Consider the following 14,553-nt stretch of genomic DNA (forward strand, 5'->3'; position numbering starts at 1 on the left):
CGGATTGTCTTCAAAGAGTGAACGATAAACTCGATTTGTTCACTGATACATCGCAGAACTTAAAGAAAAATGCTTATTGAGCCTCAGGATTGCTCGGCAAAGCCCAGTCGATCGGCTCTCGACCGTGCTCGGCGAGATAGGCATTGGCCTTGGAAAAATGCCGGCAGCCGAAGAAGCCATTGTGGGCCGACAGCGGCGAAGGATGGACGGATTTCAGCACCAGATGGCGCTCGGTATCAACGAAGGCGGCCTTCTTCTGCGCGTAGGAGCCCCAGAGCATGAAGACGACACCATCGCATTCGTCGTTGACCCTGCGGATGACCGCGTCGGTGAAACGCTCCCAGCCCTTGCCCTGATGCGATGCGGCCTGCGATTCCTCGACCGTCAGCACGCTGTTGAGCAGGAGCACGCCCTGCTTCGCCCAGCTTTCCAGAAAGCCGTGGCGCGCCGGCGGAATGCCGAGATCGGTTTCCAGCTCCTTGTAGATATTGACCAGTGACGGCGGAATGCGCACGCCGGGGCGCACGCTGAAGCAAAGCCCATGCGCCTGTCCGAAACCGTGATAAGGGTCTTGCCCGAGGATGACGACCTGCACCTCATCCAAGGGCGTCAGATCCAGCGCCCGAAAATATTCGCTACCGCGCGGGAAGATCACCTTGCCACGCTGCTTTTCCTCGACGAGAAACGCCTTGAGCTGCTGCATGTAGGGACTCTCGAACTCCGGAGACAGCGCCTCTTTCCAGCTTTCCTCAAGCTTGATGTTCGCCTCCGCCATCGTCCTTCGCCTCCGTCAGTTGTCAGCATGCCGATTGAGGACGAAAGTACCGACGTGTCAAGGAAAGGACTTCCGCTGCCGCAAGCAGATCACAGCTTTCCGGCGGCTGACGTCGCCAGCGACCGCGATTGTGCCTTCTCTCCCGTCGATATCAACAAAGCGTCCCGTTCGGCCTCGGGCATGGCGCGCACGCGTCGCCGCACCGTGAAACGGATCGCAGCAAACCCGGCCAGCATCAGCACCACTTTACTGCCGATACCGAAGGCCGGCATGACGACCGCCCATGTGGATAGGGTAAACGCAATTGCAATGAGCGCATTGAGCGCAGCGGACAGGAACATCAGGCTGGCCCAGGCAAAACCCACATAAGTGGCAACATCGGGCGCGACCGTGCGTGCAATCGCCGGCAGATAGCGGTTCATCCAGCCCGGCTTCAGCATCACTACACCGATGATCGCATAGATCACGCTCGGCTTGAACAGCACGAAACGTGGATCATTCGTCAGCAGTGTCGCCATGCCGGCCGCAATGACCAGAAAAAGACTGAGCCACTCCATGACCTCGATAGGCTTGCCGCGAATGAACTGAATTCCGATCTGGAGAAGACCAAGCGCAATCGCCAGACAGGTCGAAAGCGTGGCATTGTGCGTCAACGACAGCAGAATGACGAACAACAGACTGGAGGCCAGATCGGCAAGCAACAGCCTGGCGGCATCGAAAAAGTTTCTCACCGCATCCTCGCCTCACTGCAACATCTGAGAAAATTCATAGAGCGCCGGATTGCCTCGATCAAGGACATCCACGAGATCACCCTCAGTACAGAGACAAACGCTGGAGCCTGACGCCAGGCAGCGCCTCTTTCCAGCCCTTCTCCAGCGTGCCGCCCGCTTCCGCCATCGTCTCCCTACTCGGCCTGTTGTCGGCATGTCGACTGCGGGAGTGCGGCGATGTGGTCAGGAAATGGCGAGATCACAATTCCTGGCGGACGAACCGGCTTGGGTTTGATCGTACTCGACGATTGCTACCAATAGCAGCGACAAGGTTGCAGATCGTTGACAACCGCACTTAGTTCAGCCATTGGAGGCCATCCCAATTTTTCGACCGGTGCCCCATGCTTCCCTTGCATTCCCTTGGCGAGCGCATCGTCGTGCTCGGCCCTTCCAATGCTGGCAAGTCAACCCTTGCGGTTGCGCTCTCCAAAAAGCTTGGCTTTCCAACGATCCATCTCGATCAGCTTCATCATCTGCCTAACACCGATTGGAAGCAGCGTCCCGAAGCAGAATTCGCCGCGCTGCACGATGCGGCCATTCTTGGCGAGCAGTGGATTATGGAAGGCAATTATACGCGCCTCATGCCGCAGCGCTTTGCCCGAGCCACCGGAGCGATCCTCATCAGCTCCAATCACTGGCTACGCTTTTCGCGCTATCTCAAGCGCACGCTCATCAACAGCGCGAACCGCGCAGGCCATCTCGAAGGCGCCAAAGACAGCATCAAATGGGAGATGATCCACTGGATACTCGTGAAGACCCGCAACAGCGGCGTCAAATACGCGAAAATCCTGCAGGAATCCGAGTTGCCAACGGTAGAATGCCATACGGCGGAGGCTCTCAATGGCCTTTATCAGGCCTGGGATTTGCCAACGAGACAATAGGCGCAGAAACATTCGAGTCGATCTGAGGCTGCGCTTGATTTGGCAAGCTTACTTGCGATGACGGCCAATCAAACCCATTGCGAGAGCCATGAAAAACCGTAAGCTCCGCTGACTATCTGTTCGATAACGTCGAGGGAGTAGCTGAAATGGGCCAGCATATTGGTGACCTGGTTGTGACCAAGATTATGATTGTCGGCAACACCGTCACCGGAGTTACCCATGTCAAACCAGGTGGGAAACTGATTGCATCCGGTGGCCTGCTCGGCGGATTGATTATTGAAGCCGGGGGGAACGCCGTCGTTTCCGGCCGGATCGGTCGCAACGTCGTCAATGACGGGAATCTCGTTTTCAACGGTCAGCTTGCGGGGCGGATCGCCGGTGAAGGCATCGTTGTCATGGGTCCCGGCGCTGATGTTTCCGGCACCGATCTGCCGATCGAGCCAGTCGCGCAGAGCCCAGCCGCCTAAGGCCGTTTCTGCAAGCGAACGAAGACCTCCTGCCGGATATTGTCTGGGACAGCTCCACATCGCCGTAACCAAGACTATCACCCACGAACTTGCCAAGCGGAACCTTCAACATGAATTTGCTCCACTATCTGCTTCTGTTCGGCGGCGGCGGCTTTCTCATGAACGCGGTTCCGCATCTGGTGAGCGGCGTTCTCGGCAGACCGTTTCAATCACCTTTCGCCAAACCGCGTGGCGTGGGACTTTCCTCATCGACCGTCAATGTGTTGTGGGGATTCGCCAATCTCGTGGTCGCGTACCTGCTTCTCGTCCGGCCGGGCTCATTGAATTGGAACAACGGATTGGATGCGCTCGCCATTGGCCTCGGCGCGCTTGCACTCGCCTTGTTTGCCGCACGTCACTTCGGCAAATTCCACGGCGGGAACACGCCGGAACAACAATGAAGCAGCAACTTCTTCGCACCTTCCGCAATCACCCCTTGATCCGCACCATCTGTGGATCGTAAAGCGGCTTCAGCGACACCTGGCACGGCACGCGGCTCTGCGCGACATCGAGCTCATAGCGGCCGGACAGCACAAAATCCTCCGTGACGCCGTTGGGGTCTCGGACATAACCATAGCCGATCGCCTTGCCGATCGTGTAGCCGTAGCCGCCGCTCGACAGCCAGCCGACGCGCTGCCCATCGCGATAGATCGTCTCCCGACCGAGAAGCACGATCTCTGGATCGTCGGGCACGAAGCAGGCGAGCATCTTCTTCACCCCGGAGGCCAGCTGGCGCTCGATCGCCTCCCTGCCGCAGAAGGCGATATCCTTCTTCGTCTTTACCGCCCAGGCAAGCCCGGCCTCGACCGGCGTATGGTCCGGCCCGATATCCGAACCCCAGGCTCGATAACCCTTCTCCAGACGGCAGCTTTCGATGGCGCGATAGCCCGCATTCACGAGGCCGTGCTCGCGGCCGGCGGCCATCAGCACGTCATAGACGGTCGCGGCATATTCCACCGGCACATGCAGCTCATAGCCAAGCTCGCCGACATAGGTGATGCGCAGCGCCCGCACCGGGCAACCGGCGATACCGACGGTCTTCACCTTGCCGAAGGGGAATCCCGCATTCGAAACATCGGCCGAGGTCACGGCCTGCAAGATCACGCGCGCCTTCGGCCCCATCAGCGACAGTACGGAATAGGCGGAGGTGACATCCACCAGCTCCGCATGCATCTCGGACGGAATATTGCGGGCGATCCAGTCGAAATCATGCGTGGCAAAGCCCGTGCCCGTGGTGATGTAGAATTCGTTTTCGGCGATGCGGGCAACGGTGACATCGCATTCGATGCCGCCCCGGTCGTTCAACATCTGGGTATAGGTCAAAGCACCGACGGGCTTTGCCACATCATTAGCGGCGATCCACGAGATAGCCGCCTCGGCATCCCTGCCCTTCAGCACGAATTTGGCAAAGGAGGTCTGGTCGAAGATAACAGCCGCCTCACGAACGGCTTTATGTTCCCGTCCGACGGCATCGAACCAGTTCTGCCGGCCGTAAGTGTAGACGTCCTTTGGCTCCTCGCCGGCGAAGAGATCGGCAAACCAGTTCGGCCGCTCCCAACCGAGCTTTTCGCCGAAGCAGGCGCCCTGCGCTTTCAGCCGATCGTAAAGCGGCGACTTGCGGCAGGGCCGGCCGCTGGAATGCTCTTCGAAAGGCCATGCCATGGTGTAATGCTTGCCATAGGCCTCCAGCGTGCGGGTGCGCACCCAGTCGGTGTCGAAATGCGGACGGCCGAAGCGCCTGATATCGACGGGCCAAAGATCGTAAGGCGGCTCGCCCTTGGCAACCCACTCGGCAAGCGCCATGCCGGCACCGCCGGCAGAGGCGATACCGAAAGCGTTGAAGCCGGCGCCGACGAAGAAATTCTTCAGTTCCGGTGCCTCACCGAGAATGAAATTGCCGTCGGGCGTAAAGCTCTCCGGCCCGCAAAGCAGCTGCTTGACGCCGGCCGTCTGCAGCGCCGGCACGCGCACCAGCGCCTGCTCCATGATCTGCTCGAAATGATCGAAATTGCTGTCGAGCAGCGTGTAATGGAAATCCCTAGGGATGCCATCGAGCGCCCACGGAATGGGATTGGGCTCGTAGCCGCCCATGACCAGCCCGCCGACCTCCTCCTTGTAATAGGTCAGCCGGTCCGGATCGCGCAGCGTCGGCAGGTTGGAGGGCACGCCGAAGGATTCGGTGATGAGATACTGGTGCTCCACCGAGACAAGCGGCACGTTGACCCCGAAACGGGCGGCGAAGGTCCGCGTCCACTGCCCCGCACAGACGACGACGCGCTCGCATTCGATACGGCCGCTCTCGGTGATGACGGCGCGAATACGGCCCTTGTCGATCTCCAGATCGAGAACTTCGGTATCCTCGAAGATCGACACGCCGCTCATACGGGCGCCCTTGGCGAGCGCCTGAGTGATATCGGAGGGATTGGCCTGCCCGTCGGTCGGCAGGAACGCGGCACCGACGAGGTCGTCGACATCCATCAGCGGCCAGAGATCGAAAGCCTCCTTGGGCGTCAGCAGATGCATCTGCAGGCCGAAAGATTGTGCGGTCGTCGCCTGCCGCTTCACCTCTGTCCAGCGCTCCTCGTTGCAGGCAAGACGCAGGCCACCATTCATCTTCCAGCCGGTGGCAAGCCCCGTCTCCGCCTCGAGCTTCTTGTAGAGATCGACGGAGTAACCAAGCATCTGCGTGATATTGGCGCTGGTGCGCAGTTGGCCGACGAGACCGGCGGCGTGGAACGTCGTGCCCGAGGTCAGCTTCTTGCGCTCCAGAAGCACGGTATCGGTAAAGCCAAGCTTGCCGAGATGATAAGCGGTCGAGCAGCCGATGATGCCGCCGCCGATGACGACGGTTTTTGCGGTAGCAGGCAGTTCCTTCATCACGTCACCTCAAGAATTGCGAAAATCCTGCCAGGCACTCTCAAACCGCCGCAGGTTTTCAGCTGTATAGGAAGAATAATCGAATTCGATGTCGGAATGGATTTCCGAAACCATGCTCCACATCGTCTCGCGCAGAAGCGAAGCGCATTTCATCGCCCGATAGCGCCGGCGCAGATCTTCGCTGACGCCGGCCTCGAAATAGGCCTCCAGCATCGCCTCTTCCTGCACTTCCGAGAATTCATTGTTGGAGGCAAGGCCGCCGAGATCGAAAAGCGGCGTGTTGAAGCCGGCATAATCCCAATCGATCAACCACAGCCGCTTGCCGTCATCGAGGAAATTCGCCGCCAGCAGATCATTGTGGCCGAAGGCGATCTCGAAAGGGCCGGCTGCGCCTTCAAGACGTTCGGCAATCTCCAGAAAGGAAGGCAAAAGTGCCTTATGCCGACTGCCACCAGCCTCCAGCACAGCCGCGTAATCCCTGACTACATGGAAGACCCAGAAAATCGCCGCCGGCCCGCGAAAGTGCCTCGCTACATCGCGATGGCAGGAGCGAACGAGCGAAACGACCCGCACCACGAATGAGGGGTGACTTACATCCTCGGCAGACAGCGGCTTGGCATCGATATAGTCGAGCACCAGTATGCCCGGCTCATGATGGATTACAGCAGGCGAAAGACCGGCTGCATGCGCAGCCCTGCTCGCCGCCACCTCGTTGGCGCGGCTGATGTGGTGAACGGGAATGTCCGACCCCAGCCGCACGACGAAGCGTCGACCGTCATGGCCGACCAGATAGTTGCGATTGGTAATGCCGCCCACGAGCGGTTCGATGTCGATCGGCCCGCGCCAGATGCTGAGAGAATGTATCCTGTCTTCCGCCGTCGCAGTCATTCCCCCTCCGGTCCTGCTGCTGAGCATCCTTTAAATGCGGAGGGTTCCCCACAAAAACAAAGCTGTCAAGAACCACCCCACAAAATGAAACGAATATTTGGTTTTTTGTTGGAATCGAGCGACCATCTCCAATTGGATGAGCTATGGATATCCTAAAGACTGCGCTTCACCGTAGGTGAGATTTGTCTTAAAAACTCAGGCGCGAGGCAACCGGACAAAGGTTGCGCGGATTATGGCCTCCGGCGGCAACAGGACTAGCCAGTCGAGAGCCACGGAAGTTTGGGATCAATACCCACAACAGGATCAGGAACCATGTCGGGCATATCCCAACCACCGCTGCACGCCAATCATCGCGAGCGCGAGATACTGGAAGAATTGCGCCTGGCCGGCGGTGCGAGCCGCATCCAGTTCCTGGCCGAGCGGCTGGGCGTTTCCGAGGAGACCATCCGCCGCAACATCCGCAGCCTGGAAGCCAACGGCCTCGTAACGAAAGTGCATGGCGGGGTCCACATCAAGGACTCCATGAACGAGCCGCCGCTGCATCTGCGGATGAACGAGAATGCCGAAGCCAAGCGGATGATCGCCGCCACAGTCGCCTCGATGATCGAGGATGGCGATGCGCTCTTCCTCGACGTCGGCTCGACCACCGCCTTCATTGCCGTCGCGCTGCAGAAGCATCAGAACCTTTTCGTCGTCACCAATGCCGTCGCCGTCGCCCATGCGCTTGCGACCCGTAATGGCAACCGCGTGTTCTTTGCGGGTGGCGAACTGCGCGGTCACGACGGCGGCACCTTCGGTATGGAAGCTGCCAATTTCCTGCGTCGCTTCAACGTGCGCCACGCCATCCTTTCCGTCGGCGCCATCAACGCGACCTCGGGCTTCATGCTGCACGATCTCGAGGAAGCGGAATATTCACGGGAAGCGGCAAGCCGCGCCGAAAACCGCATCGTCGTCGCCGACAGCGCCAAGTTCGGCCGCACCGCACCCATCGTCCTCAGCGAACCCGCAACCTACGACACGCTGGTCACAGACGATGCCCCGCCATCAGACATTCGCGCTATGCTGGAACGCAACGAGATCGAGCTCGTCATCGCCAACCGGCAAGGTGGGGAGCGGCGATAGAGCATTTTCAGGAAAAGCGCGCAGCGGTTTTCCGTCCGCAAAGCGTTAAGGAATAAATTGACCGAACTGGCGTCAGCCCTTGCACATCGCCTCAAGCGTCTGGGCGGCCTTGCTCGCATGGCGCTCCTTGTGCCGTAGCAGCCGGAAACTGCGGGCGGGTAGATCGAATATTGCCTGAACCAGCAGCCCCTGCCCCAAATAGGCTCTTGCTGCGGCACTGGAAATGGCAGCGGCACTTTGCCCGGTGCAGACCGCGGACAGCACGGCTTCATTCGAGGGGAGGACAAGCGCCACCTCAAGATCGCGCGGCAAAGCCCCGAGCCTCGCGACCGCATTTTCGAATTCCGAACGCGTGCCAGAACCCTCCTCTCGCATCACCCAGGATGTGCCGGTAGCAAGGTCGGCGGCAGTCAGCTGCCGACCATCTGCCCAGGGGTGATGCGGGGGCACGACGATGACGAGCGCGTCCTGTGCCACGACCTTCATCGACAGCGCCGGCGCATCCACTTCACCCTCAATGAAACCCAGTTCGGCCGCACCATCAATGACAGCCTCGGTGACGGTGCGGGTATTGCCGATCGTCAGATCCAGCTCGATGCCGGGATAATCGCGATGGAACCGCATCAGCAGAGGCGGCAGCCAGTAACTGGCGATTGTCTGGCTGGCATAGAGGCTGAGCCGGCCGCGCTGCAGCCCGCCCAATTCCGAGAGCATGAGTTCAGCGGATCGCACGCGCGCCAGCGTCGCCTTGGCTTCGCCGAGAAAGGACCGGCCCGTCTCCGTCAGCTCGATGCGCCGCCCGACGCGATGGAAAAGTTCGACGCCGTAATAAGCTTCGAGGTTCTTGATCGCCGAGCTGACGGCGGAGGGAGTCAGATGGATCGCTTCGGCAGCATTGGTCAGATGCTCTCGCTCAGCAACGGCGACGAAAATGGCGAGTTGTTCAAAGGTCATGGGAAATCATTCTAATTTATCGAACAAAACATAGGATAATATTCGATGGATGTCGACATCGACAGATGAGACTTTCCAGCCGTCACCAAATTACAAGAAACGAATGACGGCACGCCATGTCCCTTGCTCAACGCGCAAACACCATCCTTCCCGGCCTTGCACTCACCTCGGCCGTGGCCCTTCTGGCCTATGCCGCCGAGCATGTTGAAACCAGCCTCCTCGGTGGCCGTTGGATCGAAAGCCTGGTGCTTGCCATCGCGCTCGGCATCGCCGTCTGCACGATCAAGCCGCTGAAGCCGGCGATGAAGCCGGGCATCGATTTCAGCGCCAAGTTCCTTCTGGAAATCGCCATCGTGCTTCTCGGCGCCTCGATCAGCCTCTCGGCGATTCGCGGCGCCGGCGTCTGGCTGATCGCGGGCATTGCCATCGTCGTCGTGCTGTCGATCGCCGCCACCTATATGATCGGCCGGGCGCTCGGCCTGCCGCCGAAGCTCGCGACGCTGATCGCCTGCGGCAATTCGATCTGCGGCAACTCGGCGATCGTCGCCGTTGCCCCGGTGATCGAGGCCGATTCGCGCGAGATCGCCGCGGCACTCGCCTTCACCGCTGTGCTTGGCATCGCCGCCGTGTTCCTGCTGCCGCTTTTCTACTTCCACTTCGGCATGAGTGTGCCGCAATACGGAACCCTCGCCGGATTGACAGTCTATGCCGTACCGCAAGTATTGGCAGCGACCGCGCCAGTCGGCCTGCTCGCTGTCCAGACCGGGACGCTCGTCAAGCTCGTCCGCGTCCTGATGCTGGGTCCGGTCATCTTCCTACTCGGCATCATCACCAAGACAGAGGCGGCAGGAACGGATGGACGCAGCGGCCACCACCATTCGCTGGTCCCCTGGTTCATCTGCGGCTTCCTGGGGTTGATGGCGCTACGCTCCTTCGGGCTGATCCCGGATGCGCTGGTGACGCCGATGGAAACTGTTTCCGGCATTTTGACCGTCATCGCCATGGCAGCGCTTGGCCTGTCGGTCAACATCCGCTCCGTCGCCCATGCCGGCGGTCGGGTGATCGCGGCAGCGACGCTATCGCTGTTGACGCTGGGCGCCATCAGCTATGGTCTGATCCTCGCCCTGCAGATTCAGTAGCATACGCCACAAGATTGGCGGAAGATCAGCTCAGGCTCGATGCCTCGGCTGATTTCAGCAAAGCCGCGGTCTCGCTTTCGCAAGAAGGATAGCCGATAGCATAGCCCTGAAGCTCGTCGCAGCCGACTTCAGCCAGAACGCGCGCATGATCCTCGGTCTCGACCCCTTCGGCGACCACCTCGACATTCAATGTGCGTGCGATTTCGATAATGGAGCCGACAAGACGACGCTGCTCCGCAGACACCGTTACGGCAGTCACCAGCTGCCGGTCTATCTTCAGTCGCTTCGGTTTCAGCTTGACGAGGCCGATCAGCGAAGCATGACCAGAGCCGAAATCGTCGATCTCGATATCGATTCCCATTTCCTTGATACCGGCGATATTGGCAAGCACCGCCTCATCGGGCTCATCCAGAAAGATGGTCTCCACCAGCTCGAAGGCGATGGCGTGGCGCGGTATTCTGAGCGCCTTCAAACCGTCGATCAGGTCGGGATCGGCAAGCCGGCGACCGGAGATATTCACGGCAATACGCGGCGGTGAAAGGCCCTGCGAAACCCAGGCTGCCCGATCCGCCAGTGCGCGCTTCAGCACAGCCGCATCGATCTCCGCGGTAAATCCATATTCATCGGCGACCTTGAGGAAGGCCACGGGGCTCAGCAATCCCCTTCCCGGATGCCGCCAACGTGCCAGCGCCTCCAGTCCGACGATGCGGCGGCTCTGCGCATCCACCTGAATCTGATAGAAGGGCTCGATCTGCCGCAGCACCGGCGCCAATCGCAACTCGTCGGCCAGACGGCGTTCTGCATGCAGATCGGACTGGAGCTGCGGCGTGAAGAACTCCACCCGGTTGCGACCGAGTTTCTTGGCTTGAAAAAGGGCGACATCGGATTCTGCCAACAGATTGCCTGCGCCGCTCGTCTGGCCTATCGCCACACCGATGGACGCGCCGATCTTCAGCATCTCGTTGCCGAAACGCACTTCGCGACGCAATCGCGATAAAATATCGTCGGCGATGGCCTGAAGCCTTTCGACACTGCCGATATTGACCAGCACGGCCACAAACTCGTCGCCGCCGATGCGGGCGACGATGTCGTTGGCGGTTATCGCTCCGGAAATGCGGGCGGCTGCGCTCTGCAGCGTGGCATCACCAGCCGCATGGCCCCATTTGTCGTTGATCTCCTTGAACCCATCGAGATCGATATGGAGGATCGCCAAGGTCCCGACAGATGCATCGTTGTGCAACTCGGCCAGACGCCGGTCGAAATAGCGGCGATTTGGAAGGCCTGTGAGATAATCGTGGTCGGCGGCATGCTCTATGCGCGCACGACTGTGCTCCAATGCAACGGCGCGGGCTTCGGCGATGGCTTTTTGGCCGGTTAACTCGCGATTGAGCAGGACGTCAGCAGTGACGTCCCATTCCGCGCCGATGAAGGAAGGCGCCCCTTCGGCATCCTCATAATAATGCGCGCGCGAACGCAGATGGCGTACCTCGCCTCCCGGCAGGATGATGCGGAACTGGGAATTGTAGAAACCCTTCCTGGCCAGCGCGATATCGAAATCGTGGATAGCCCCTTCGATATCCTCGGGATGCAGCGCATTCATCCAGACGTCGGAGGAAACCCTGCGCTCATGAAGCCCGGTCCCGTAGAGCTTGTGCATCTGCGAGTCCCAAAGCAGTTCCTGCTCGTTGACATTATGCTGCCAGACACCGATTTGAGACGCCTCCAGCGCCAGCTCCAGCCTCCTCAAAAGGTCCTGGAACTCTTCTTCGCTTCGTCCTGATGTCGTCCCTGCCAAAGAGCACCACCCCCTTCGGAAACTGAAGAGACTAACTAATCGCAGCCAATTATAGTTGCACTACTCCCTTTCGCGAACTTTAATGGCTGCGCAAGCTACCCAAATTAACAGCAGAGCTCCAATCCTTGCCGGCGGCCGACGCCTGTCAATGATTGTGCCTCGGCGGATTGGCGGCGATGCCGCGGAAATCGGCGGCGCCATCCAGCACGGCTCCGTCGGAAAGCTGCGTGACCGAACGGCGATAGATGCGCTGCCACGGCGTCGCATCCGGCGGCACCGCCGGGATGCCGTCGCCCTTGCGACGCGCGATCTCTGCCTCGTCCACCAGCATGTCGCAGCGTCCCTGATTGAAATCGATGCGGATGATATCGCCAGTCCTGAGCCAGGCAAGCCCGCCGCCCGCAGCACTTTCCGGCGAGGCATTCAAAATGGAGGGACTGTCGGCCGTGCCCGACTGACGGCCATCGCCGATCGTCGGCAGGCTCTTGATGCCTCTTTTAAGAAGATGATCCGGCGGCTGCATGTTAACGACTTCGGCCGATCCCGGCCAGCCGATCGGTCCGGCGCCGCGGATGGCGAGAATGGTTTTTTCGTCGATGCTGAGATCTGGATCGTTGATGCGTTTGTGATAATCCTCGGAGCCGTCGAAGACCACCGCCCTGCCCTCGAACACACCTTCGTGGCCTGGCTCCTGCAGGTAGCGGCTGCGGAACTCCTCGGAGACAACGCTCATCTTCATGATGGCGAAGTCGAACAGATTGCCCTTCAGCACCAGGAAGCCGGCACGCTCCTTCAGCGGCTCTGCAAAAGGGCGGATGACCTCGCGGTCGGTCGCTTCTCTGTCCTTCAAATTCTCCGCCATCGTCCTGCCCGTCACCGTCGGACAGCTGCCATCCAGCTTGCCGGCCTGCAGCAGCTCCCACATGATGGCCGGAACGCCGCCGGCACGATGGAAGCGCTCGCCGAGATAGGCACCCGCCGGCTGCACATTGGCAAGCAGCGGAATGTCGAAGCCATGCACCTGCCAATCATCGGGATAAAGCTCGACGCCGGCGTGTTTGGCCATGGCGGCCAGATGCGGCTGCGCATTGGTCGAACCGCCGATAGCGGAATTGACCTTGATAGCATTGAGGAAGGCCTCGCGCGTCAGCACGTCAGAAGGCTTGATATCGGCAAGAACCAGTTCGACCGCCCGCCGTCCGGTGCGGTAGGCCATCTGCCCGCGCTCGCGATAGGCGCCGGGAATGGCGGCACAGCCGGTCAGCGACATGCCGAGCGCTTCGGCCATGGCATTCATCGTCGAAGCCGTTCCCATGGTGTTGCAATGACCGATCGAGGGCGCCGAGGCGAGCGACGCCTCCATGAATTCTTCCTCGTCGATCTCGCCAGCCGCGAGCTTGCGGCGCGAGCGCCAGATCACGGTGCCAGAGCCGGCAAGCTCGCCCTCATGCCAGCCATCGAGCATCGGGCCGCCGGAGAGAACGATCGCCGGGATATTGACGGTCGAGGCCGCCATCAGCGCCGACGGCGTGGTCTTGTCGCAGCCGGTCGTCAGCACGACGCCGTCGAGCGGATAGCCATAGAGCACTTCCACCAGGCCGAGATAGGCAAGATTGCGGTCGAGCGCCGCCGTCGGGCGCTTGCAGTTTTCGAAGATCGGATGCGTCGGAAACTCGATCGGAATGCCGCCGGCATCGCGAATACCGTCGCGCACGCGCTTGGCGAGATCGAGGTGATGGCGATTGCAGGGCGTGAGATCGCTACCGCTCTGGGCGATGCCGATGATCGGCTTGCCGGACCGCAGCTCTTCCGGGGTAATGCCGTAGTTCATGAAGCGCTCGAGATACAGCGCCGTCATATCGATATGATCCGGATTGTCGAACCAGTCCTGCGAACGCAGACGACGCTTGGATGCACCCTTGTCGCTCATCTCTTCCTCACGCCTTTCCTTGGGCATTCTTGTCTTCCAGATGCTGCAGCAGGCCGCTGTGATCCTGCTCGCCGCCGCCATTCTCCACGAATTCGGCAAACTCGGCCCGAACGACCTCGGTCAACGGCAGATGAAGTGACAGGTTCTGCGCCGCCGCCAGCACCGTATCGAGATCCTTCAATTGGTTGCGGGCGGTTCCGCCCGGCTCGAAATTGCGCTCGATCATGCGCTGGCCATGCAGCTCCAGAATCCGGCTTTCGGCAAAGCCGCCGCGAATGGCGTCACGAAACGCTTCGCGCGAGCCCCCGCCGGCCTCGACCAGTAGCATCGCTTCCGCGACGGCACCGATAGTCACCGCAACGATCTGCTGATTGCCGAGTTTTGCGAGCTGGCCTGTCCCGCTTGGGCCGACGCGGGTTACGCGCCCGAGAGGCGCCATGATATCGCGCACACTGTCGATGACGCCGGCATCGCCGCCCGCCATGATTGCGAGCGTTCCGGCAGCCGCGCCGACCACGCCGCCGGAGACCGGCGCATCGATATGACGGATGCCGCGCTCGGCGAGTTTGAAGGCATGTTCGCGGGCAACAGCCGGCGATATCGAGCTGTTGTCGATAACAACCGTTCCAGACTCCAGCACATCGGCCACGCCGCTGCCGAACAGGACTTCACCGACGGCGCCGCCATTGGTGAGCATGGTGAAAACCACCTCGGCTCCCCGCGCCGCCTCCACCGCGGTATCCGCAACGGTCGCGCCATCGGCGGCCAGAGGTTCCGCCTTGCTCCGGTCGCGGTTCCAGACCGTCACGGCAAAACCGGCGGCCAGCAGCCGCCGTGCCATCGGCGCTCCCATCAATCCCGTACCGAGAAAAGCGATCTTCCTGCCGCTCATAGCCTATCCTCCGAATGGAACGCG

General features: G+C 60.5%; 13 protein-coding genes. 4 read left to right on the forward strand and 9 right to left on the reverse strand.

Annotated elements, in window-relative coordinates:
- Positions 1 to 73: 73 nt before the first annotated feature.
- Positions 74 to 775 carry a uracil-DNA glycosylase gene (gene ung / locus ABOK31_RS11730; protein ID WP_349956151.1) on the reverse strand — a complete coding sequence of 234 codons (702 nt, stop codon included), beginning with the start codon at positions 773 to 775 and terminating at the stop codon, positions 74 to 76.
- A gap of 89 nt (positions 776 to 864) precedes the next feature.
- On the reverse strand, positions 865 to 1,506 hold the full coding sequence (locus ABOK31_RS11735) for a septation protein IspZ (RefSeq protein WP_349956152.1): 642 nt from the start codon (positions 1,504 to 1,506) through the stop codon (positions 865 to 867).
- 380 nt (positions 1,507 to 1,886) lie between these two features.
- Here ABOK31_RS11735 and ABOK31_RS11740 point away from each other — a divergent pair, with 380 nt between their 5' ends.
- Complete coding sequence (locus ABOK31_RS11740) at positions 1,887 to 2,426, forward strand: AAA family ATPase (protein WP_174172083.1); 540 nt, start codon at positions 1,887 to 1,889, stop codon at positions 2,424 to 2,426.
- Between the two features lie 68 nt (positions 2,427 to 2,494).
- Here the strand turns inward: ABOK31_RS11740 and ABOK31_RS11745 are convergent, their stop codons facing one another.
- Positions 2,495 to 2,965 (reverse strand): hypothetical protein, encoded by a 471-nt coding sequence (locus ABOK31_RS11745; RefSeq protein WP_174172082.1) that lies wholly within the window; start codon positions 2,963 to 2,965, stop codon positions 2,495 to 2,497.
- 38 nt (positions 2,966 to 3,003) lie between these two features.
- Between ABOK31_RS11745 and ABOK31_RS11750 the strand changes: the two genes are divergently transcribed.
- Positions 3,004 to 3,333, forward strand: a complete 330-nt coding sequence (locus ABOK31_RS11750; RefSeq protein ID WP_349956153.1) for a hypothetical protein — start codon at positions 3,004 to 3,006, stop codon at positions 3,331 to 3,333.
- Between the two features lie 28 nt (positions 3,334 to 3,361).
- Here the strand turns inward: ABOK31_RS11750 and ABOK31_RS11755 are convergent, their stop codons facing one another.
- Both ABOK31_RS11755 and ABOK31_RS11760 read right to left on the reverse strand, forming a co-directional pair.
- Complete coding sequence (locus tag ABOK31_RS11755) at positions 3,362 to 5,812, reverse strand: FAD-dependent oxidoreductase (RefSeq protein ID WP_349956154.1); 2,451 nt, start codon at positions 5,810 to 5,812, stop codon at positions 3,362 to 3,364.
- A 6-nt stretch (positions 5,813 to 5,818) separates the two neighbouring features.
- Positions 5,819 to 6,697 carry a choline kinase family protein gene (locus ABOK31_RS11760; RefSeq protein WP_349956155.1) on the reverse strand — a complete coding sequence of 293 codons (879 nt, stop codon included), beginning with the start codon at positions 6,695 to 6,697 and terminating at the stop codon, positions 5,819 to 5,821.
- 312 nt (positions 6,698 to 7,009) lie between these two features.
- Between ABOK31_RS11760 and ABOK31_RS11765 the strand changes: the two genes are divergently transcribed.
- Positions 7,010 to 7,819 carry a DeoR/GlpR family DNA-binding transcription regulator gene (locus tag ABOK31_RS11765; RefSeq protein ID WP_174172078.1) on the forward strand — a complete coding sequence of 270 codons (810 nt, stop codon included), beginning with the start codon at positions 7,010 to 7,012 and terminating at the stop codon, positions 7,817 to 7,819.
- 72 nt (positions 7,820 to 7,891) lie between these two features.
- On the opposite strand, the gene ABOK31_RS11770 is transcribed toward ABOK31_RS11765, so the two are convergent.
- The gene (locus ABOK31_RS11770; protein ID WP_349956156.1) at positions 7,892 to 8,773 is read right to left on the reverse strand and encodes a LysR substrate-binding domain-containing protein; all 882 of its coding nucleotides are present in this window, start codon (positions 8,771 to 8,773) and stop codon (positions 7,892 to 7,894) included.
- Positions 8,774 to 8,889: 116 nt separating this feature from the next.
- On the opposite strand from ABOK31_RS11770, the gene ABOK31_RS11775 reads away from it, so the two are divergent.
- The gene (locus tag ABOK31_RS11775; protein ID WP_349956157.1) at positions 8,890 to 9,912 is read left to right on the forward strand and encodes a YeiH family protein; all 1,023 of its coding nucleotides are present in this window, start codon (positions 8,890 to 8,892) and stop codon (positions 9,910 to 9,912) included.
- 25 nt (positions 9,913 to 9,937) lie between these two features.
- Here ABOK31_RS11775 and ABOK31_RS11780 read toward each other — a convergent pair whose 3' ends face one another.
- From ABOK31_RS11780 to ABOK31_RS11790, 3 genes are all read right to left on the reverse strand, one after another.
- Entirely contained in the window at positions 9,938 to 11,707 is a 1,770-nt protein-coding gene (locus ABOK31_RS11780) for an EAL domain-containing protein (RefSeq protein WP_349956158.1), read from the reverse strand.
- Positions 11,708 to 11,852: 145 nt separating this feature from the next.
- Positions 11,853 to 13,637 (reverse strand): IlvD/Edd family dehydratase, encoded by a 1,785-nt coding sequence (locus tag ABOK31_RS11785; protein ID WP_349958935.1) that lies wholly within the window; start codon positions 13,635 to 13,637, stop codon positions 11,853 to 11,855.
- A 7-nt stretch (positions 13,638 to 13,644) separates the two neighbouring features.
- Positions 13,645 to 14,529 (reverse strand): NAD(P)-dependent oxidoreductase, encoded by an 885-nt coding sequence (locus ABOK31_RS11790; RefSeq protein ID WP_174172074.1) that lies wholly within the window; start codon positions 14,527 to 14,529, stop codon positions 13,645 to 13,647.
- Between the last annotated feature and the right edge of the window lie 24 nt (positions 14,530 to 14,553).

Source organism: Rhizobium sp. ZPR4, assembly GCF_040215725.1.
Taxonomy (GTDB): Bacteria; Pseudomonadota; Alphaproteobacteria; order Rhizobiales; family Rhizobiaceae; genus Rhizobium; species Rhizobium rhizogenes_D.

Excerpts from the sequence above, each read along its gene's own strand:
- ung (WP_349956151.1), bottom strand. The coding sequence starts at position 775 with ATGGCGGAGGCGAACATCAAGCTTGAGGAAAGCTGGAAAGAGGCGCTG.
- ABOK31_RS11740 (WP_174172083.1), top strand. The coding sequence starts at position 1,887 with ATGCTTCCCTTGCATTCCCTTGGCGAGCGCATCGTCGTGCTCGGCCCT.
- ABOK31_RS11750 (WP_349956153.1), top strand. The coding sequence starts at position 3,004 with ATGAATTTGCTCCACTATCTGCTTCTGTTCGGCGGCGGCGGCTTTCTC.
- ABOK31_RS11760 (WP_349956155.1), bottom strand. The coding sequence starts at position 6,697 with ATGACTGCGACGGCGGAAGACAGGATACATTCTCTCAGCATCTGGCGC.
- ABOK31_RS11765 (WP_174172078.1), top strand. The coding sequence starts at position 7,010 with ATGTCGGGCATATCCCAACCACCGCTGCACGCCAATCATCGCGAGCGC.
- ABOK31_RS11770 (WP_349956156.1), bottom strand. The coding sequence starts at position 8,773 with ATGACCTTTGAACAACTCGCCATTTTCGTCGCCGTTGCTGAGCGAGAG.
- ABOK31_RS11775 (WP_349956157.1), top strand. The coding sequence starts at position 8,890 with ATGTCCCTTGCTCAACGCGCAAACACCATCCTTCCCGGCCTTGCACTC.
- ABOK31_RS11785 (WP_349958935.1), bottom strand. The coding sequence starts at position 13,637 with ATGAGCGACAAGGGTGCATCCAAGCGTCGTCTGCGTTCGCAGGACTGG.
- ABOK31_RS11790 (WP_174172074.1), bottom strand. The coding sequence starts at position 14,529 with ATGAGCGGCAGGAAGATCGCTTTTCTCGGTACGGGATTGATGGGAGCG.